This is a genomic window from Chromobacterium sp. CV08, assembly GCF_051129845.1.
GTDB lineage: Bacteria > Pseudomonadota > Gammaproteobacteria > Burkholderiales > Chromobacteriaceae > Chromobacterium.
In genome coordinates this window covers 4044950-4065285 of the sequence record NZ_CP150453.1, presented here as the reverse complement: position 1 = coordinate 4065285, position 20336 = coordinate 4044950, and the positions used below count along the sequence as shown (strand labels likewise).

Below are 20336 nucleotides of genomic sequence, written 5' to 3'. Positions count from 1 at the left end.
CAGATGATCATTTCTGACAGCCTCATGGTTGAGCCGGACTCCATCGGTACCGAGCAGACCTTTGTCGAGCTGGGGGTCGATTCCATCCTCGGCGTGGAAATCGTCAAGAAAATCAACCGCGAGTTCGGCCTGGCGTTCAGCAGCACGGTGCTTTACGACTACCCGTCGATCACGCTGCTGGCCAAGCATATCGACGATGGCCGCCTGCCGGCCGACAAGCCGGACGCCGGCGAACCGGCTCCCGCCGTCGAGACGCGGAAGGCCGACCCGCTTGAAGAGGCGCGCCCGGTTGCGCCTCGGCCGGACGCGCTCCGGCAGGAAGCCGGCGATGCCGGCGCGCCGCGACTGCTGGCGGACAGCCGGCGGGCATTGCGCGAATTGCTGGCCGAATGCCTGTTGGTTGACGTCGGGAGCCTGGACGAGAAAAGCAGCTTTCTGGACATGGGCGTCGACTCCATCCTCGGCGTCGAGCTGGTCCGGCGGCTGAATCGCCAGTTCGAGCTGAAGTTGAGCGCCAGCGTGCTGTACGACTATCCCTGCATCGACGATCTGGCGCGGCACCTGGCCGGCCTGGTCCGCCCGCAGGCCGACGCGCCGCGTCCGCCGGAGCGCCGGCAACAGACGAGGCGGGAGGACGGGGCGGCGCCCCGGCCTGCGTCGAGAGTCGAGCCGAAGACCGGGCCCGCTCCGGCCCCGGCGCGCGCGGAGATCAAGCTGCGGCAGACGCCCGCTCCCGTCCCGGCGGCGCGTCCGGCCGCAGACGACATCGCCATCGTCGGCCTGTCCTGCCGCGTGCCCGGGGCGCGCGATGCGCAGGCGTTCTGGGACTTGCTGAGCCGGGGCGTCGGCGCCGTCGGCGAGGTGCCGGCCGAGCGCTGGCGCGCCGACGCGTTTTTCGACGCCGACGCGAGCGCGTCGGGCAAGACCTACAGCAAGTGGGGCGCCTTTCTGGATGAGGTCGACCAGTTCGACCCGCTGTTCTTCAACATCTCGCCGACCGAGGCGGCGTGGATGGACCCGCAGCAGCGCCTGTTCCTGGAAAGCTGCTGGAACGCGCTGGAGCATGCCGGCTACACGGCGGCCGACATCGGCGGCAGCCGGACCGGCGTCTACGCCGGCGTGATGAACAACGACTACCACGAATTGATCCTGCGCTCCGGCGAGGACCTGAGCGAGTACGGCGTGACCGGCATCGCCGATTCGATGATGTCGTCCCGGATCTCGTATTTCCTCAATCTGAAGGGGCCGGCGCTCACCGTCAACACCGCCTGCTCCTCGTCGCTGGTCGCCATCCATCTGGCCTGCGAGGCGCTGCGCAGCGGCCAGGCCGACATGATGCTGGCCGGCGGCGTCACCTGCTATCTGACGGAGTCGTCCTATATCGGGATGAGCCGGCTGGGCATGCTGTCGCCCAGCGGCGTCTGCGCGCCGTTCGACGACCGGGCCGACGGCATCGTCCCCGGCGAGGGGGTCGGCGTGGTGATCCTGAAGCGGCTGGCCGACGCGCTGGCCGACGGCAGCACCATACACGGCGTGATCCGCGGCTCCTCGACCAACCAGGACGGCAAAACCAACGGCATCACGGCGCCCAGCGTGCTGTCGCAGACGGCGCTGCTGAAGGAGCTGTACGAAAAAACCGCGATCGATCCGGCAAGCGTCCAATGCGTCGAGGCGCACGGCACCGGCACGAAGCTGGGCGATCCGATCGAGGTGGAGGCGCTGAGCGCGGCGTTCCGGTCCTTCACCGACAAAAAGCGTTTTTGCTCGCTGGGTTCGGTCAAGGGCAATGTCGGGCACACCTCGGCCGCGGCCGGGGTCGTCGGCCTGATCAAGATCCTGCTGTGCCTGAAGCACCGCCAACTGGTGCCGTCGCTCAATTACAGCAAGACCAATCAGCATATCGATTTCGAGAACAGTCCTTTTTGCGTGCAGACGGAGCTGGCGGAGTGGGCGGCGCCGTCCGGCGGCGTGCGGCGTGCGGCCTTGAGCTCCTTCGGCTTCAGCGGCACCAATGCGCATCTGATCGTGGACGAGGCGCCGCCGCCGGCGCAGCCTGCCGCCTCCGCGCGCAAGCCGTCGTACCTGGTGGCGGTCTCCGCTCGGACGCAGGCGGCGCTGGCCGAGCGTCTCGCCGACCTCAAAGGCCATCTGGACCGGTCCGCGGAAGCGCCCGACCTGGCCGCGCTGAGTTTCACGCTGAACCGCGGACGGGAGCATTTCCCGTGGCGTTGCGCGCTGGTGGCCTCGTCGACAGCCGATCTGGCGGCCAGAATCGACGAGGCGCTGGCGGGCCGCCACGGCCAGCAGGCGATGATGGGCGCGGGACCGTCCCGGACGATGGATGTCGCCGAAGAACTGCTGTTCGCCGAGATGGCCGCCATCGTCAGCGCCCAGGTCGGGCAGGGCGACGTGCAGGACGATGCCGCCTACGCGCGCAAGCTGGCGGTGCTGGGCGCCTTGTACGTCAAGGGCTTCGATATCGACTGGGCGTCGCTGCACGCCGGCGAAAGCGCCGCGCGGATACCGCTGCCGACCTATCCGTTCCAGCGGCGCCGCTGCTGGATGGCGCAGCCGGCCGGCCGCGCGGCCGACGCCGCGCCTGTCCGGGTCGAGCCGGCGGCCGGCGCAAGAGCGTTTCCGACCGACGGGCAGATCGCGGCTTTCGCGTTCTCCGGGCGCGAGTCCTTCCTGGCCGATCATCGGATCGCGGGCCAGCCCATCCTGCCGGCGGTGATGTATCTGGAGCTGGCGCGCGCCGCGCTGGCCGGCTACGGGAAAGCGCCGTCGTCGTTCGGCGGCTGCGTCTGGATCCGGCCGTTCGCGTTTCCCGGCGGGGAGCTGCGCTTGCGGACCGAGGGCCTGGGCCGTTTCGAATTCGTCTCGGAGCGTGACGGCGAAACCGTCGTCCACTGCCGGGGCCTGTGGACGGACGAGGAGGGCGGCGCCCGGCCCGTGGTGTCCGAAATGGCCGCGCTGCTGGTGGCCGCGCAGGAGGACGTGCCGTCGGCCGACATCTATCCCCGCTTCGCCCGGCGCGGCATCGTCTACGGTCCGGGCTTCCAGACGGTGCGCTGGATCCGGCGGGCGGGCGCCACGCTGCTCGCCAAGCTGGGAGAGACCGGGTCCGACGGCGGCGCGGTCCTGGCGCCGGGCCTGATGGATGGCGCGCTTCAGGCCTTGATAGGCTACGAGGCCGGCGACGACGACGCCACCTTCCTGCCTTTCAGCATGGACGAGGTCCATCTGTACGCGCCGGTGAGCAGGGAGGCTTACGCGGTGATCGAGCCCGAGGCGGCCGAAGGCCGGTCCGGCGACGCGATCCGCCGCTTCAATATCCGCATCTGCGCCGAAGACGGGAAGGTGATGCTGGCGATCAAACGCCTGGCGGTGCGGCGCTACGAGCCGGCCGGCGCAGGCGACGACGCGCCCGAGCTGCTGGTCTGCGAGATGGTGCGGGAGGAGGAGGCGCTTCCGGCCGGTCTGCCCGAAGCCGTCGCGCCTGGCGGCTTGCTGGTGCTGGGCGGGCAGGACGGGCTGGACGACGCGATCCGGCAAGGCTGGTTCTCCGGGAGCGGGACGCCGCCGGTGATCGCCGTCGGCGCCGGCGCGGCGTTTGAGAAGGACGGGCCGCGGCAATACCGGCTCGATCCGTCGCGCCCCGGCGATTTCTCTCTGTTGCTGGATGATCTCGCATCGAGCGGCATCCAGCCGTCGCATGTGCTGCAGCTCTGGTCGCTGCGGCAGCGGAGCGGGGCGGGCAAGGGCCTGTCCGCCGTCGACGGGCGCTTGTTCGAGCCGTTGCGGGCGACCGTCGCGCTGACCCAGGCGCTGCTGCGGGCCAAGCTCAAGGCGATCCGCATCGTCCACGCCTACGACAGCGAGGCCGACGCGTCGTGCTTCGACGCGATGGTGTCCGGCTTCGCCGAGAGCCTGCCGCGGGAGAAGCCGCAGTACGATCTGCGGGTGGTCGGCCTCGCGGCCGGATGCCGCGGGACGCCCGAGCTGCTGGCAGCCCTGCGGCGGCAGCTGTTCGCGGAGGACGCGCCGCGCCATGTCGAATATCCGGGTCCGGACCGGGTGCGGCGGGCCTCGCTGCGCCGGATCGCGCCCAAGGCGCGGGCCGGAGGCAAGGTCGCGCCCAGGCAAGGCGGCGTGTACCTGATCACCGGCGGCGTCGGCGGGCTGGGCTATCTGTTCGCCAGCTGGCTGGCCACCGAGTTCCGGGCCCGCCTGATCCTGCTGGGCCGCCGGGTGCGGGACGACCTGATCGACACCAAGCTGGATGCGCTGCGCGCGATGGGGGCCGGCAAGGTCGACTACCAATGCGTCGATGTCGGCTCCGGCGAGCAAGTCGAGGCGCTGGTCCGGAAGCTGGACCGCGATTTCGGCCAGCTGCACGGCGTCATTCACAGCGCCGGGCTGGTCGACGACGCCCTGGTGGTGAACAAGAGCTGGGCCGGGATCGAGCGGGTCCTGGCGGCCAAGGCGCTGGGCGCGCAGAACCTGCACCAGGCGACGCTGGCGCACGATCTCGATTTTTATGCGCTGTTCTCGTCGCTGGCGGCGATCAAGGGCAATGTCGGGCAGGCCGATTACGCCGCCGGCAACGCCTTCCTGGACCACTTCGCGTTCTGGCGCGAGGGGCAGAGGCGGCAGGGCAAGTGCCATGGCCACACGGTCTCGATCAATTGGCCGCTGTGGCAGGACGGCGGCATGCGGATAGACGAGAGCGGCGTCGCCCGCTTGAGGGAGGCTTTCGGCATCGAGCCGCTGGGGAGCCAGGACGGCCTGGCCGCCTTCCGCGCCATTTTGGCAAGCGGCTGCCATCAGGCCGCCGTCGTCGGCGGCAAGTCGGCCGCGGTGGCGCGCTATCTGGGCGTCGACGCGCCGTCTGCCGCCAAGGCCGAGCCGCCGGCCAGGCGTCCGGACGCCGGCCGGCAGCAGGCCGAGGCCGCTCCGGCGGGCCGCGGCGGCGACGTCCTGGAGACGCTGGCCGATATTTTCCAGACGACGCTGAAGCTGGAGGCCGGCGATTTCGATCCCGACACCGAGTTCCATCTGCTCGGCCTCGATTCGATCCAGATGATGAAGATACTGTCCGTCATCGAGCAGCGATTCGATACGGTGGTTCCACCCAGCATCATCATCGACAATCCCACGCTGCGCTCGCTGACGGACGCGCTGCAATCGGCCGGACTGATCCGGGCGACGGCCGCTTCGGCGCCGACGCCGCCCGCCCTCGATGCCTATGGTCCGCCGCATGGCGATGGCCGGCGCGAAGCGCCGCGCGCCGTGCCGGATCCCGCGCCGGCGCGCGACGACCGCATCGCGGTGATAGGCATGGCTTGCCGCTTCCCCGGCGCGGCCACGCTGGAAGCCTTCTGGCAGAACCTGAGGGAAGGCCGGCACGTGGTCGGCGAGATCCCCGCCGGCCGCTGGGATGTCGACGGCTCGTTCAGCGCCGACAAGGCGGCGGGCAAGTCGTATTCGAAATGGGGAGGATTCATAGACGGCGTCGACCTGTTCGACAACGCCTTCTTCAACATCTCGGACGAGGACGCCCTGATCATCGATCCGCAACAGCGCATCATGCTCGAGCTGACCCAGGAGCTGTTCGACCGCAGCGGCTATGCCCGCGCCGACGTCGACGGCGGCCGGATCGGCGTCATCCTCGGTTGCTCGCAAAGCAGCTATATCGAGCGCGCGGAGGGCCTGATGTCTGAGCGGCAGCTGGCGAAGGCCGTCGTCGGCACGATTTCCAATATGGTCGCCGCGCGGGTCGCCGATTTCTACAACCTGAAGGGCGCGGCCAAGACGATAGACGCCGCCTGCGCCTCCTCGCTGATCGCCATCCACGACGGCTGCGACGCCCTGCTCAACGGTTCCGCCGACATGGTGGTGGCCGGCGGCATCGGCCTCTTGCTCGACGACAAGCAGTTCGTCTCCTTCAGCCGCGCCAACGTGCTGTCCGACGACGATGTCTGCTCGGTTTTCGACAAGAACGCCCATGGCCTGGTGCTGGGCGAAGGCGCCGGCATCGTGTTGCTGAAGCGCTATGAACGGGCGGTTGCCGACGGCGATCGGATTCTCGGCGTGATCCTCGGGTCCGCGGTCAATAACGACGGCCATACGATGGGGGTGACGGTGCCCAGCCAGGAGGCCCAGCAGGAGGTGATCGAGGCCGCTTTGGCCAAGGCCCGGGTCGGCGCAGACACCGTGTCTTACTTCGAGGCGCACGGCACGGGCACGCTGCTGGGCGATCCGATAGAGATCAAGGCCGCGACCCGCGCCTATGCCAAGCAGTCCGGGGACACCGGCTACTGCGGCGTCGGCTCGGTCAAGTCCAATGTCGGCCATCTGATGCGCGCGGCGGGCGTCGCCAGCTTCATCAAGGTCATGCTGTCGCTGCAGCACCGCGAGCTGGTGCCGACGCTGCATTGCGAGGAGCCGCATCCGCGATTCCAGTTCGCCGCCTCTCCGTTCTATCCGGTCGATCGAACCCAGGACTGGCAGCCGCGCCGCGGCGTGCGGCGCGCGGCGATTTCCTCCTTCGGCTTCGGCGGCACCAATTGCCACATGGTGGTCGAGGAGGCGCCGCCGGCCGTCGGCCCGACGCGCGCGCCGCTCGCGCCGACGCGCTTCGACAGAAAGCGGTTCTGGTTCGGCCCCGATGCCGCCGCCATCGGTTCGGAAGAGCGCTTTCTGACCGAGATCCTGCAGCGGATAGAGCGGGGGGAGATAGACGCGGAAGAGGCCGTGCGGCTCAGCAGTGCCGAATACTCGATATTGGATATTGAAGGCGGGAGGCAGGACCGATGAAGAACGAGTTGCTACGCGAGATTTATGCGCAAGTCAGCCGCAACGAACTGTCCAGCGCCGGCGCGCTGGAGCGGATACGCGCGCTGAGGGAGGAGCAGGGCAGGACCAGGCCGTCGGCGCCGTCGCCGGCGCGCGCCTATTCGTATCATGATCCCTATGTGCGCGACCACCTGGTCGAGCGGCAGCGGATACTGCTGGGCGTGACGCATGCCGCGCTGGCGCTGGACTTCATCCGGGGCAAGACGCCGCATGGCGCGGCGTACGGGATTCGCCGGCTGACCTTTGTCGAGCCCGTCGTCCTGCGGGAGGGGCGCGACGTTTCGGTGTCGGTGTCGGAGCGGGACGGCGGCGCGGCGTTCTCCGTCCTGTGCCGGGAGCCGGCGCCGCATCGCACGCCGGACGAGGACGGGGCGGGCGTGGCGGCGCGCGGCGAGTTCCACCCCCTGCCGGCGCCGCAGCCGGCGGCGGTGGACCTGAAGCCGTTTCTGACGGCGCCGGGCAAGGTGGTGCTGGCGCGGGAAATCTACGGCCGGAACGAGCAGATCGTCCATGGCCCGTCCTTGCAAAGCGTGCGCAAGATCTACGTCAGGGGCGAGCAGGCCCTCGGCAGGCTGGTCCTGTCTGACGAGATGGCGGCCGAGGCGCCGTACGGCAGCGTCCATCCGTCGCTGCTGGACGGCGCCATCATGGCCTCCGCCGTGCTGCTTCCGCCCGAGACGCGCTCGCAGCCGTTCATTCCGCTGATGATCCGCGAACTGACGGTGTACGGCCGGGTGCCCAACGCTTGCTACTGCCTCGCCACCCTCTCCAAGGTCAACGAGGAGGTCACCGTGTGCGACATCCGCTTGGTGGATGCCGACGGGACAGTGACGGTGGACATGGCCGGCGTCACCTGCAAGCGCATCCGGAGCGGCGCGCCGCGCGACGACGGCCGGGCGGATGGCCAGACCGGCGGGGCGCGCGCCGCCGTCGGCCTGGGCGCGCAAATCGAGCAGTATCTGACCGGCAAGCTCGGCGAGCTGATCGGGCGGCCGGGACCGATAGCGCCCGACGTGAACTTCATGGATCTCGGGGCGGAGTCGTCCGGCCTGATCGTCATGGCTTCCCGGATCGAGAAGGAGCTCGGTTTCGATCTCTATCCGACCGTATTCTTCGAATATCCGAATCTGGCGGAGCTGGCGGCCTTCCTCGAGCGGGAGCACGGCGAGGCGTGCCAGGCGTATTTCCAGGCCGGCCTGCCCGATGCGGACGCCGGGCCGGCGACCCCGCCGGCGGCGGCGCCCCGGGCATCGCGCCCCGTGCCTGCCGGCGACGAAGAGGCCGATTCCCGGAGCGGGGGGCCGCTCGCCGACGGCGACGACCGCATCGCCATCATAGGCATGGCCGGGCGCTACGCGGACGCGGCCGATCTCGCAGCCTTCTGGGAGAACACCGTCGCCGGGAAGGATCTGATCCGGGAAGTCCCCGCCGATCATTGGGACTACCGGCCATGGTTCGACGCGCGCCGCAACCAGGCCGACAAGACCTATTGCAAATGGGGCAGCTTCATCGACGGCGTGGCGGAGTTCGACGCCGGCTTCTTCGGCATTTCGCGCAAGGAAGCGGAAACGATGGATCCGCAGCAGCGCCTGGTGCTGCAGGCGCTGTACCACGCGGCCGAGGACGCCGGCTACGGCGCGCGCATCAAGGGGAGCGCCACCGGGGTGTTCATCGGTTGCTGCTTCTACGATTACGCGCAGGAAATGTGTTTGCGCGGCAAGGGGGTGGAACCGCACGACGGCACCGGCAACGCCGCGACCATGCTGGCGAACCGCCCGTCGTTCTTCCTCGATCTGCGAGGCCCCAGCCTGACGCTGGACACCGCCTGCTCGTCGTCGCTGGTGGCGCTGGACATGGCATGCGACAGCCTGCGCCGGGGCGCGTGCGGGATGGCTTTCGTCGGCGGCGTCAATCTGCTGCTCAGCTCCTGGCACTATCGTTATTTCTCCAGCATCAACGCGCTGTCCGCGACCGGCCGCTGCCACTCGTTCGACCAGCAGGCGGACGGCTATGTGCCGGGCGAGGGGGTCGGCGTCGTGCTGCTGAAACCGTATGCCCGCGCGCTGGCCGACGGCGACCGGATCCACGCGGTCATCGCCGGATCGGCAGTCGCGCACGGCGGACACACGCCGTCGCCGACCGCGCCCAGCGTCAAGATGGAAACCCAGGTATTGCTGGAGGCCTGGAAGCGCGCCGGCATCGCGCCCGACTCGCTGGCCTATGTCGAGGCCCACGGCACCGGCACCCCGCTGGGCGATCCGATCGAGATCGAGGCGCTGAAGGCCGCTTTCGCCGAACATACCAGCCGGCAGGCATTCTGCGCGCTGGGCACGGCGAAAGCCCAGATCGGCCACACGGAGGGCGCCGCCGGCATCACCGGGGTCATCCGGGCGGTGCTGGCGATCAAGCATCAAACGATTCCGGCGATGCACAGGTTCGAGACCCTGAATCCGTACGTCAAGCTCGACGGGGGGCCGGTCTTCATCCCGCGCGGCAACCTGGAATGGCCGGTTCGGGACGGGGCGCCGCGCCGCGCCGGCGTCAGCTCCTTCGGCTTCGGCGGAACCTACGCCCACGTGGTGCTGGAAGAGGCGCCGCCGCGCCCGGCGCCGGTCGGGAACGCGGAGACGCCGTGGACGCTGCTTGCCGTTTCGGCGAAGAGCGGAGCGTCTCAGCACGCGCGGCTGGCCGGGCTGCGCGCCTGGCTGGACGGTCGGGAGCCGGTGGACCTCGAGCGGCTGGCGTTCACGCTGAACGCCACGCGCGCCCACTGGGAGAAGCGCGCCGCCTTCGTCGTCCGGTCCGCTCAGGAGCTGGCCCAGGCGCTGGATGCCGTTCTGGCGGGCGCACAGACGCCGTTCGGCCTGGCTTCCGACGCCAAGGCGCGGGCGTCCGCCGGCGACGGCCTGCCGGAATGCTACGCGGCGCTTGACGCCGCGGCCGGACCGGACGAGGCGCGGCGGCAGCTGATGCGGATCGCGCAATGCTATGTCGACGGCGCGAATCCGGACTGGCGCCGGCTGGCCGGCGAGGGCCCGGCGATAGACGCGCCCCTCTATCCGTTCGAGACGGAGCGCTTCTGGTTCGAGCACCAGGCGGTCGAGACGCCCGTCGACGCCGGCCTGCCGTCGGCGGAGGCCGGCACGCCGCCGGCCTCCCTCCCGGCCGAGGCGAAAGCGGCCGAGGCCAGGCCGGCGACGGCGGTCCCGCGGGCCGAAGTCGAGGCCAGGGCCATCCGGATTCTGAGCGAGATTCTGTTGTTGCCGGCCGAGAAGATCGAAATGGACGCGGAACTGGCCGGACTGGGCGTCGACTCCATCATGACGATGCAGTTCGTGGTCGCGGTCAACAAGGCCTTCGGTCTGCATCTGAGCGCGGCGGCGCTGTACGCGGCGTCCCGGGTCGGGCAGGTGGTCGACGTGGTGTTCCAGGCGGTCGCCGATCAGGGGGGGGCGACGCCGCCTCCCGAGCGCGACGCGCCCCAGGCGGCGCCCGCCGAGGAGCGGCGGCCGGCGCCCAAGCCGGTCGCGCCGCCGCCGGAGGCGCCGGCGAAGGCGAGGATAGTGCTGAAGGGCACGCCGGAACCCGCGCCGGTCCCGCCGCCGGCCGCGTCCTCTTATCGGGCCATGCTGAGCTTCAACGAAACCATGCCGGGCACGCCGATCTTCCTGGTCCATCCGGGCGGGGCGGGGGCGGAAAGCTATATCAAGCTGGCCAATTATCTGGACGGCAGGCAGCCGGTACACGCGATCGAGTCCTACAACCTGTACAGCGGCGAGGAGCCCATCCGCACCATCACCGAACTGGCCGCGCTGTATCTGAAGCATGTCAGAAGCGTGCAGCCCCACGGCCCTTATTTCCTCGGCGGCTGGTCGCGCGGCGGCATGGTCGCCTTCGAGATGGCGCAGCAGCTGTTCGACGCCGGCGAGCGCGTGGAGACGCTGTATCTGCTCGACAGCTATGTGATGAACGAGCAGGAGAAGACGGTCGCCATCGACAATGTGATGAAGCATTCGATGCTGCCCGGCGGCGTGGCGTCCTTCCGCGATCTGCTGAAAAACAATCTGGCGGTCGAACGCATCTCCAATGTCGTCTACCAGCCCCGTCCCTACCCCGGCCGGGCGATCCTGTTCAAAGCCAACCAGCAGCTGGAAACCCGCGCGGCGAAGCAAACGATGGAGCTGGCCCAGACCTCGGCCAGGGAGGTCGTCGCGCGGAACTCCAGCGAGCAGGTGGCCCAGGTCATCGACAATCTGAACGCCTTCATCAACGAGGACACGGTGGCCGACTTCAACAGGCTGGGCGCCAAGCCGGACAACGGCTGGTCCCGCTATATCGAGAACCTGTCGATTCGCATCGTCGACGGCAACCACTTCAGCATCATGGAAGAGCGGACGCTCAGGCCGATTGCGCGGCATATCCAGTCCGACATGGACGCAACCCGTTACGCGGAGCAGGCAGTGTGATGAACGATCTCATGCAAGTACGGCATCAGGTAGGCACCTTGGTGGATTTGCTGCGCATGCGGGCGCAGGCGTCGCCGGACGCCGTCGCCTACACCTTCATCGAGAGCGAAACGGCGCGCAGCCAGGTCACGTACGGCGAGCTGGACCGCCGCTGCCGGGCGATAGGGGCCGAGCTGCAGCGGGAGGGCCTGAGCGGGGAGCGGGCGCTGCTGATCTTCCCGCAGGGGCTGGACTTCATCTACGCCTTTTTCGGCTGCCTGTACGGCGGCGTGGTGCCGGTGCCGGCCTATCCGCCGCGCAAGCGCCGTTTCGACCGCCTGGCCGCCATCATCACCGACGCCGACGCGAAGGTGGTCTTCACCATCGCCGAGCTGCAAGACGATCTGAACGCGGCCGTCGGCGAGAGCCAGCTGGCGGCCACCCGCATCCTGCTGACCGACGGCGAGCGCGAGGCGGGCATCGAGGCGTCGTGGCGGCGGCCCGTCATCCACGGCAACTCGCTGGCCTTTCTGCAATACACATCGGGCTCGACCGGCTCGCCCAAGGGGGTGATGGTCAGCCACGGCAACCTGCTGTTCAATCTGCAGGCGGTGAAGGACACCTTCTCCTATCCGGCGGGCGGCGCCAGCGTGACCTGGCTGCCCAGCTTTCACGACATGGGCCTGATCGACGGAGTGCTGTCTCCGCTTTACGTCGGCCAACACGGCGTGATCATGGCGCCGACCACCTTTGTGCAGCGGCCGTTTCTCTGGCTGTGGGCGATCACCGAGTTCGGCGGAACCAATTCCGGCGGGCCGAATTTCGCCTACGAGCTTTGCGCGCAGAAGATCCGTCCGGAAGAGAGGGCGAGGCTGGACCTCAAGAGCTGGCACACGGCGTATTGCGGGGCCGAGCCCATCAACCAGGGCACGATGGAGCGCTTTGTCGAAACGTTCCGCGAGTGCGGCTTCGCGCCGGAGGCGCTGAGCCCCTGCTACGGCATGGCGGAAACCACGCTGATCGTATCGGGCGAGCGCCGCGGCGGCTCCCGCTATCTGCAGCTCTCCCGCGATGCGCTGAAGGCGAACCGGGCGGAATTCGTCGACGAGCCGGACGCCTACTCGGTGGTCAGCTGCGGCGAGCCGGTCATCGAGACGATGGTCCGGATCGCCGACGCCGACACCCGGCGCAGCTGCAAGCCGGGCGAGGTCGGCGAAATCTGGGTGGCCGGTCCCGGCGTCGCCGGCGGCTACTGGGACAAGGACGCGCTCAACGCCGAGATTTTCAACGCGTATACCAGCGACACGCGGGAAGGGCCGTTCCTGCGCACCGGCGACCTCGGCTTCCTTTGGGAGGACAAGCTCTACGTGGTGTCCAGGGTCAAGGACCTGATCATCATCCGCGGGCAGAACCACCATCCGCACGATATCGAGATGACGGCGGCCGAGGCGCATCCGGCGCTGCAGCCGACTTGCGGGGCGGCCTTTTCCATCGACGACGGCGGCGAGGAGAAGCTGGTCATCGCGCACGAGGTCAAGCGCGAGGCCCTGGCCAGCCTGGACATCGAACAAGTGGTCAAGGCGGTGCGGCAGGCGGTCAACGACGGGCATGGCGTCATCCCGCACGAGGTGGTGCTGCTGAGGCCGGCCTCGCTGCCGAAGACGTCGAGCGGCAAGATCCAGCGGCAGGCCACCAAGGGGCATTATCTGGCGCAAACGCTCAGCGTGGCGGCCGCCGGGAGAAAAGCGGCCCAGCAGCGGCCGGAGCCCGCCGGGGCGCCTCCCGCCAGGCCGGACGAGGCCGCTGTCGCGCGCTTCGGCGCGGAACAGATAGAGCGGGAGCTGCGCGCGGTGCTGGCGTCTTCGCTGGGCATCGGCCCGGAGGCGATAGACTGCGCGGAGCCATGGTCCAGCTACGGGCTCGATTCGCTGAAGGGAAGCGCGGCGATCGCGGCCCTGGGCGACCGCCTGCAGACGGCGCTCAGTCCGACGCTGTTCTACGATTATCCGACCCTGACCGCGCTGAGCCGCCATCTCGCGGGCCGCAACATCGCGATTCCAAGCGCCGCGCCGTCGGCACCCGCAGCGGAGCCGGTCGCGGACGTACCGGCGAGCCCGGGGCCGGACGCCGGCGAGGAGATCGCCGTCATCGGCATGGCCTGCCGCTTTCCCGGCGCCGCGAGTCCGGCGGAATTCTGGAACATGCTGACCGCCGGGCGAGACGGCATCGCCGACATTCCCGCCTCGCGCTGGGATATCGGCCAATTCTACGATCCCCGCCCCGGCACCCAGGGGAAGATGGTTTCCAGGCGCGGAGGCTTCCTGCCGGACGTCAGCCAGTTCGATGCCGATTACTTCGGCATCCCGCCGATAGAGGCCGAGGCCATGGACCCGCAGCAGCGGCTGTTGCTGATGGTGACCGCCGATGCGCTGGAGAACGCCGGCGTCGCGCCGCAGTCGCTGGCCGGCAGCCAGACCGGCGTCTTCGTCGGCATCTGCAATCTGGACTACATCAGGCTGTGCCTCGCCGATCTGGACAACGTCAACACCTATTCCGGCACCGGCGGCTCCCAGGCCATCGCGGCCAACAGGCTGTCGTATTTCTTCGATCTGTGCGGTCCGAGCCTGGCGGTGGACACCGCCTGCTCCTCGTCGCTGGTCGCCGCCCACCTGGCCTGCCAGAGCCTGCGTCTGGGGGAGTCGGACCTGGCCATCGTCGGCGGCGTCAATCTGATCCTGACGCCTGAATTGAACGTGGTGTTCTCGCAGGCCGGCATGCTGGCGGCGGACGGCCGCTGCAAGACCTTCGACGCGGCCGCCGACGGCTACGGGCGGGGCGAGGGCTGCGGCGTCGTCGTGTTGAAGCGCTTGTCCGACGCGCGGCGGGACGGCGACCGCGTATTGGCGACCCTGCTTGGCTCCGCGGTCAATCAGGATGGCCGCAGCAACGGTCTGACCGCCCCCAACGGCCCGGCCCAGCAGGCGGTGGTCCGCCGCGCCCTCGGCGATGCCGGCGTGGCGCCGGCCGAGGTCGGCTATGTGGAGGCGCACGGGACCGGCACCCCGTTGGGCGACCCGATAGAGTTCAACGCGCTGCGGGCGGTGCTGAGCGAGGCGCGTCCGGAGAACCGGCAATGCTGGGTCGGATCGGTGAAGACCAATATCGGGCACCTGGAAAGCGCCTCGGGCATCGCCGGATTGATCAAGACGGTGCTGTCGGTGCAGCAGGGCCTGATTCCGCCCCATTTGAACCTGCAGAACAAGAATCCCCACCTCGAGTGCCATGATGGCCCGTTGGACATCCCGACGAGCTGCCAGCCGTGGCCGGACGGGTATCGCAGGCGCATCGCCGGCGTCAGCTCCTTCGGTTTCGGCGGGACCAACGCCCATGTGCTGGTCGGCGGGGTGCGTACATGATCGGCTCGATTGAACTCGACTGCGACAGCGTCGTCCAGGTCAGCTATCCGTCGGCCGGCGTCGCGCAGGTCTCGATGCGCGACCATGACGAAAGAAACATGTTCTCCCATGCGCTGATCGAAGGGCTGGACCGCGCCTTCGCCGACATCGGCGCGTCCGGCGACGCCAAGGTGGTGGTGGTGTCCGGCCTGGACCAGTATTTCTGCTGCGGCGGCACGCGCAGCGAATTGCTGAGCCTGATCGAGGGAGAGAAGACGTTCGACATCGGGCAGTTCTACCGGGCCCTGCTCGACTGCCCGCTGCCGACCATCGCGGCGATGGCGGGCCACGCGGTCGGCGGCGGCTTTGTTTTCGGCATGTACGCCGACATCGCCGTCCTCGCCGAGGAGTCGGTGTACAGCGCCAACTTCATGCGCTACGGCTTCACGCCCGGCGTCGGCTCCACCTGCCTGCTGCCGCGCCGGCTGGGGGAGGCGCTGGCCAGCGAGATGCTGTTGAGCGCCAACGGATTCACCGGCAGGGAACTGAGCCAGCGGGGCGCGCCGTTCAAGGTGGTCAAGCGGGCCAAGGTGCTGGAAGAGGCGCTGGCGCTGGCCGTCGATCTGGCGGCGAAGCCGCAGGCCTCGCTGAAGATGCTGAAGGCGACGCTGACGCGGGAGTTGCGCGAAGCCCTGCCCGCAGCGATCGCCCGGGAGCTGGAAATGCACGATGTGACATTCAAATTGCCGGAAGTCCGCGCTCAGGTCGAGCGCCACTTCGGACACTGAGAGGCGCGATCCGACATGGTATTCGAAACATTGTTGCTCGAAAGCGGCGGCGGCGTCATGCGGGCCGTGATCAACCGCCCGGAAAGTAAAAACGCGATCAATCAGACGCTGTTGCGGGAGATCAACCAGGCGCTCGATCTGGCGGAGTCCCAGCCGGATTGCCGGATGTTCGTGCTCGAGGGCGCCGGCGGGATTTTCTGCTCCGGCATGGACTTCCACGAGATGGACGCGCTCGCGGACCGGATCGACATCGATCTGATGCGCGGCAGCACCGAGAAATACATGCGCACGCTGAAGCGCTTCGCGGCGAGCCCATGCGTCGTCGTCTCGCGCGTGTCCGGCGCGGTGACTGCCGGAGGAGTGGGCCTGGTGGCGGCGAGCGATCTGGTGCTGGCGACGCCGGAATCGCATTTCACCTTGACCGAGGCCATGTGGGGACTGCTGCCGTCCAATGTCATTCCGTATCTGATCCGGCGGGCGGGGTTTCAGGCCGCGTTCCGGATGAGCCTGACCACCGACACGCTATCGGCGGCCGAGGCCCATCGCCTGCAATTGGTCGACTATCTGGGGGAGGACCTCGATCAATTGGAGCGGCGGCTGAGGATCAAGTTGAACAGGGTCAGGAAGGACGCGGTCGGCAATCTCAAATCGTATTTCCGAAGCATGTGGATGATAGACGAGGAAATGGAACAGCTGGCCGTCGAGGAGACCAGCCGGCTGGCCGCGATGCCGTCGGTCATCGAAAGCGTGCGAAATTTCGTTCAAAAACAGGCTTTCCCCTGGGAGTCCCGCTAAGCAGCGTGTCGATGGATTGAAAGGATATCGCAATATGATGGCATATATTTTCGCAGGGCAAGGTTCCCAGTTTCGCGGCATGGGAGCGGAGGTGTTTGGGGAGTTTCCGGACCTGGTTGACCGTGCCGACGATATTTTGGGCTATTCGATTGAAGAGCTTTGCCTGGCCGATCCGCATGAACGATTGAATCGTACCGAGTATACCCAGCCCGCGATTTATGTCGTCAATGCGCTGAGTCATATGCGGGAAGTCCGCAGCGGCTCCGGAATGGCCGATTATTATGCCGGACATTCTTTGGGTGAATACAATGCGCTGCTGGCGGCGGGCGCGTTTTCTTTCGAGGACGGCCTGCGCATGGTCGCCAAACGCGGTGAATTGATGGGAGGCGTCGAGCACAGGGGCGGCATGGCGGCGATCGTCGGCTTGTCGGGAACGGAAATATTCGATGCGCTATCCGAGGCCGGCTTGTTCGACGTGGATCTGGCCAATTTCAACACGCCCTCGCAAGTGGTCATTTCAGGCTCGGCTCAGGATATTGCAACGGCCCAGAGCGTTTTTGAGAATCTGGGCGCCTCATATCATATCCTCAGCGTCGGCGGCGCATTCCATTCCAGATTCATGGCGCCGGCCAGGGCGGCATTCGAAGATTTCATCGAGCCTTTCCATTTCAATACGCTGCATACACCGGTCGTTTCGAACCGCCGGGCCTTGCCTTATCTGAATGGAAGCGTGGCGGTCGATCTGGTCGATCAAATCACCGCGCCGGTGCGTTGGGTCGAAAGCATCTCTTATATGGCGAGACAGGGCGTGACGGAATGGAAGGAAGTGGCGCCTCGGGCCGTCTTGACGCCTTTCCTGCGGAAAATCATCAAGAGCGAGACTTCGAAACAATGAGAGGCGACGAATCGACGGCCAAGCTGGTGTTCCTATGCGGCGGGCAAGGCACGCAATATTTCCACATGGGAAAGGAATTGTTCGGTGTCAACGCCGCCTTCCGTTCTTGCCTGCTGCGCGGAGAGGCGGTTTTTCATCGCGTCGCCGGGGCCTCGCTGCTCGATGCGATGTTTGATCCCTCCCGGAGCAAGTCCGATAGTTTCGATCAGCTGAAATACAGCCATCCGGCCATTTTCCTGATCGAGTATGCGCTGGCGCGGGCTTTGGCGGAACACGGCATCGTGCCCGATCTCGTCGTCGGCTGCAGCCTGGGCGAGTTCGCGGCGGCCGCCATTTCCAGCATGGCGGAATTCGACGACGCGCTGGTTTCGGTGATCGAGCAGGCCGACGGCATCGCCCGGCATTGCGAAGAGGCCGGCATGACGGCGATCCTGGACGGCGTGGAACTGTTCGACGGCGAGCCGGCGCTGTTCGCCGACTGCGAGCTCGCGGCGGTCAACTACGCCAGGCACTTTGTCATCTCGGCCAGCCGGCCGGCGCTGGCCAGGGTCGAGAGGGCCTTGCGGCAGCGCGACATACTCCATCAACGCCTGCCCGTTCGCTACGGATTCCATTCCGGCTGGATCGCCTTGCCCGACGCCGTGCGGGCCGGACTGGCGCTGAGGCCCGGGCAGGTCCCGCCGCAGGTGCCGGCATGGTCCTGCGCGGCGATGGCGCCGGTCGTCCGTTTCGACGCCGATCACGGCTGGCGGGTCCTGCGCTCGCCGATACGGTTTGCCGAAACCTTGAAGGCGATACCGGATCACGCCCGGCACGCTTATGTCGACCTGAGTCCGTCCGGGACCTTGTCCGCTTTTTCCCGGAATGTCCTGGGCGCCGAATCGCAGCGTTCGATATTCTCCGCCATGAGTCCGTTTGGAAACGACGCCCAGGTTTTCGAGGCGATGGTCGCCGGCGTGCTCGGTTTCCGGCGCCGGGATCGAAGATTCCCGGAGCCGTCATGCTGATGGCCCGCGTCGACGTCGGCTTGCCCTTCCCGGTCCCCAATCTGGTCGCAGCCGCCTACGACGGCGATCAATACGGTCCCGCCAGCCATGACGATCTGGGCGTGGCGCTTCCGCCATCGCTGTCGGGCGCGGTCTCCCGGAGGAAGGCCGCTTATCTCGCCGGCCGGTATTGCGCGATGCAGTCGCTGTCGCAGGCCGGGCATCCGCTTCCATGCGACTTGCCGATAGGGGAGGACCGAAGCCCGGTCTGGCCGGACGGCCTGGTGGGGTCGATCACGCATACCGACGGTTTGGCCGCGGCCGTTGTCGCGTCCGCCCGCGACGCCAGGGGGCTGGGAATCGATGCCGAAAGCGTCATAGGCGTGGAGACCTGCCGATTATTGCGCGATCAGGTCGTCTGCGACGGCGAATGGCGTTTCGGAGGCGACGGTTCGAGCTGGTCCGATCGCCTGTTCTTCACAATGATTTTTTCCGCGAAGGAAAGCATTTTCAAGTGCCTGTACCCGCAGGTCGGAAAGTATTTCGACTTTCTCGACGTCGAAATCGTCGCATGGGATGCCGAATCCCGGGCATTCCGCTTTCGCGTCTTGACCGATTTGAGCGATCGGGTATCCGCCGGTTTCGAAGCGGACGGTTGTTACAGCATTCTGCCCGGCATGGTGTTCACGTATGTCGGCTGGCCGTGCCGGCCGCGACAGGAAAAGGGAAGGATAGGATGTTAGGGGCCAGCGAATTCAGAAGGCAGTATGGAGTTTGCCAGGCCTATGTGGCCGGATCGATGTACAAGGGCATTTCATCCAGCGACCTGGTCGTCGGCATGGCGCGTGCGGGCATGATGGGCTTTCTCGGCACCGGCGGGATGCGCCTGGACCGGATCGAGCAGGAAATCCTGTCGATTCAGCAGCGGCTGGGGCCAGGGCAGGCTTACGGCGTCAACTTGCTGGCGAATATGGACCAGCCGGAGCAGGAATTCTCCATCGTCGAGCTGTGCCTGAGGATGGCGGTGCCGAACATCGAGGCGTCGGCGTTCATGCGGGTGCACGACAGCCTGGTCTGGTATCGCTTCAAGGGCGCGTATGCCGGGCCGGACGGGGCGCCGCGCGCGCGACGGCGCGTGCTGGCGAAAATATCGCAGCCCGAGGTGGCCGAGCTGTTTCTGAGCCCTCCGCCTGAAAGCGCGTTGCGGCGCCTGGTGGCGCAAGGCCGCCTGTCGGCCTCCGAAGCGGACATCGCCAGCCGCATGCCCGTCGCCAGCGATATCTGCGTCGAGGCGGACTCCGGCGGACATACCGACCGGGGGGTCTTGCTCGTCTTGCTCCCGGCCATGCTCAGACTGCGCGACCGGATAGGCGGGGAGAGGCGTTACGCGCAGCCGGTGAATGTCGGCGCCGCCGGCGGAATCGGCGCGCCCGAGGCCGCCGCCGCGGCCTTTCTGATGGGCGCCGACTTCATCGTCACCGGCTCGATCAACCAGTGCACGGTGGAGGCCGGGACGAGCAGCCGGGTCAAGGACCTGCTGCAGACGGTCGAGATCGGCGACACCGGCTTCGCGCCCGCCGGCGACATGTTCGAATTGGGCGCGCGCGTGCAGGTGGTGCGCCGCGGTCTGCTTTTCCCGCCGCGCGCCAATGAACTGTACGAGCTTTACCGGCGCCACGCGTCGCTGGACGAGCTGGAGCCCAAGGTGCGCCAATCGATCGAGGAAAAGTATTTCCGCCGCAGCTTCGACGAGGTATGGCGGGAAACGCGGGAATATTACGCCAGATGCAATCCTCAACGTCTCGCCGAGATCGAGCAAAGCCCGAAAGCCAGGATGGCGGCGATATTCCGCTGGTACTTCATCCACTCGACGCGTCTCGCCTTGCGCGGCAGCGAAGAGCAGAAAGCCGATTATCAAATTCAATGCGGGCCCGCGATGGGGGCTTTCAATGCCTGGGTGAAAGGCAGCCGGTATGAAAACTGGCGGTGCCGCCATGTCGACGAAATCGGCATGCTTTTGCTGCGGGGCGCCGAAGAATATATCGACAAGGCCTTGCACAGAGCGACGCATGCCGTCGCCGGATAATCATCGCCGCCGGACGCGACGGGGCGGTGGGGACGCGATTTCAGGCGCCATGCCCTTGGCCGGGGCGCGGCTTCCGGCCAGCATGGCG

General features: G+C 67.5%; 9 protein-coding genes. All 9 read left to right on the top strand.

The window, feature by feature from the left end; all coding sequences use genetic code 11:
• Positions 1-3: 3 nt before the first annotated feature.
• From WNM05_RS18535 to WNM05_RS18495, 9 genes are read left to right on the top strand one after another with little or no spacing between them, the layout of a single operon-like run.
• The gene (locus WNM05_RS18535; protein ID WP_434629662.1) at positions 4-6819 is read left to right on the top strand and encodes an SDR family NAD(P)-dependent oxidoreductase; all 6816 of its coding nucleotides are present in this window, start codon (positions 4-6) and stop codon (positions 6817-6819) included.
• On the top strand, positions 6816-11324 hold the full coding sequence (locus tag WNM05_RS18530; RefSeq protein ID WP_434629660.1) for a beta-ketoacyl synthase N-terminal-like domain-containing protein: 4509 nt from the start codon (positions 6816-6818) through the stop codon (positions 11322-11324). Before WNM05_RS18535 ends, WNM05_RS18530 begins: the two co-directional genes overlap by 4 nt.
• Positions 11325-11335: 11 nt before the next feature.
• Positions 11336-14719, top strand: coding sequence for a beta-ketoacyl synthase N-terminal-like domain-containing protein (locus WNM05_RS18525; RefSeq protein ID WP_434629658.1), 3384 nt, complete (start codon positions 11336-11338; stop codon positions 14717-14719).
• Positions 14716-15486, top strand: coding sequence for a polyketide synthase (locus WNM05_RS18520; RefSeq protein ID WP_434629655.1), 771 nt, complete (start codon positions 14716-14718; stop codon positions 15484-15486). The genes WNM05_RS18525 and WNM05_RS18520 overlap by 4 nt, the downstream gene beginning before the upstream one ends.
• A gap of 15 nt (positions 15487-15501) precedes the next feature.
• Positions 15502-16281, top strand: coding sequence for an enoyl-CoA hydratase-related protein (locus WNM05_RS18515; protein WP_434629652.1), 780 nt, complete (start codon positions 15502-15504; stop codon positions 16279-16281).
• Between the two features lie 34 nt (positions 16282-16315).
• On the top strand, positions 16316-17176 hold the full coding sequence (gene fabD, locus WNM05_RS18510; protein WP_434629649.1) for an ACP S-malonyltransferase: 861 nt from the start codon (positions 16316-16318) through the stop codon (positions 17174-17176).
• Positions 17098-18183: an acyltransferase domain-containing protein gene (locus WNM05_RS18505; RefSeq protein WP_434635167.1), complete on the top strand. Its 1086-nt coding sequence runs from the start codon at positions 17098-17100 to the stop codon at positions 18181-18183. The genes fabD and WNM05_RS18505 overlap by 79 nt, the downstream gene beginning before the upstream one ends.
• A complete protein-coding gene (locus WNM05_RS18500; protein ID WP_434629646.1) occupies positions 18177-18905 on the top strand; it encodes a 4'-phosphopantetheinyl transferase family protein in 729 nt (242 codons plus the stop codon). The genes WNM05_RS18505 and WNM05_RS18500 overlap by 7 nt, the downstream gene beginning before the upstream one ends.
• A complete protein-coding gene (locus tag WNM05_RS18495; RefSeq protein WP_434635165.1) occupies positions 18899-20248 on the top strand; it encodes a PfaD family polyunsaturated fatty acid/polyketide biosynthesis protein in 1350 nt (449 codons plus the stop codon). Before WNM05_RS18500 ends, WNM05_RS18495 begins: the two co-directional genes overlap by 7 nt.
• Positions 20249-20336: the final 88 nt, after the last annotated feature.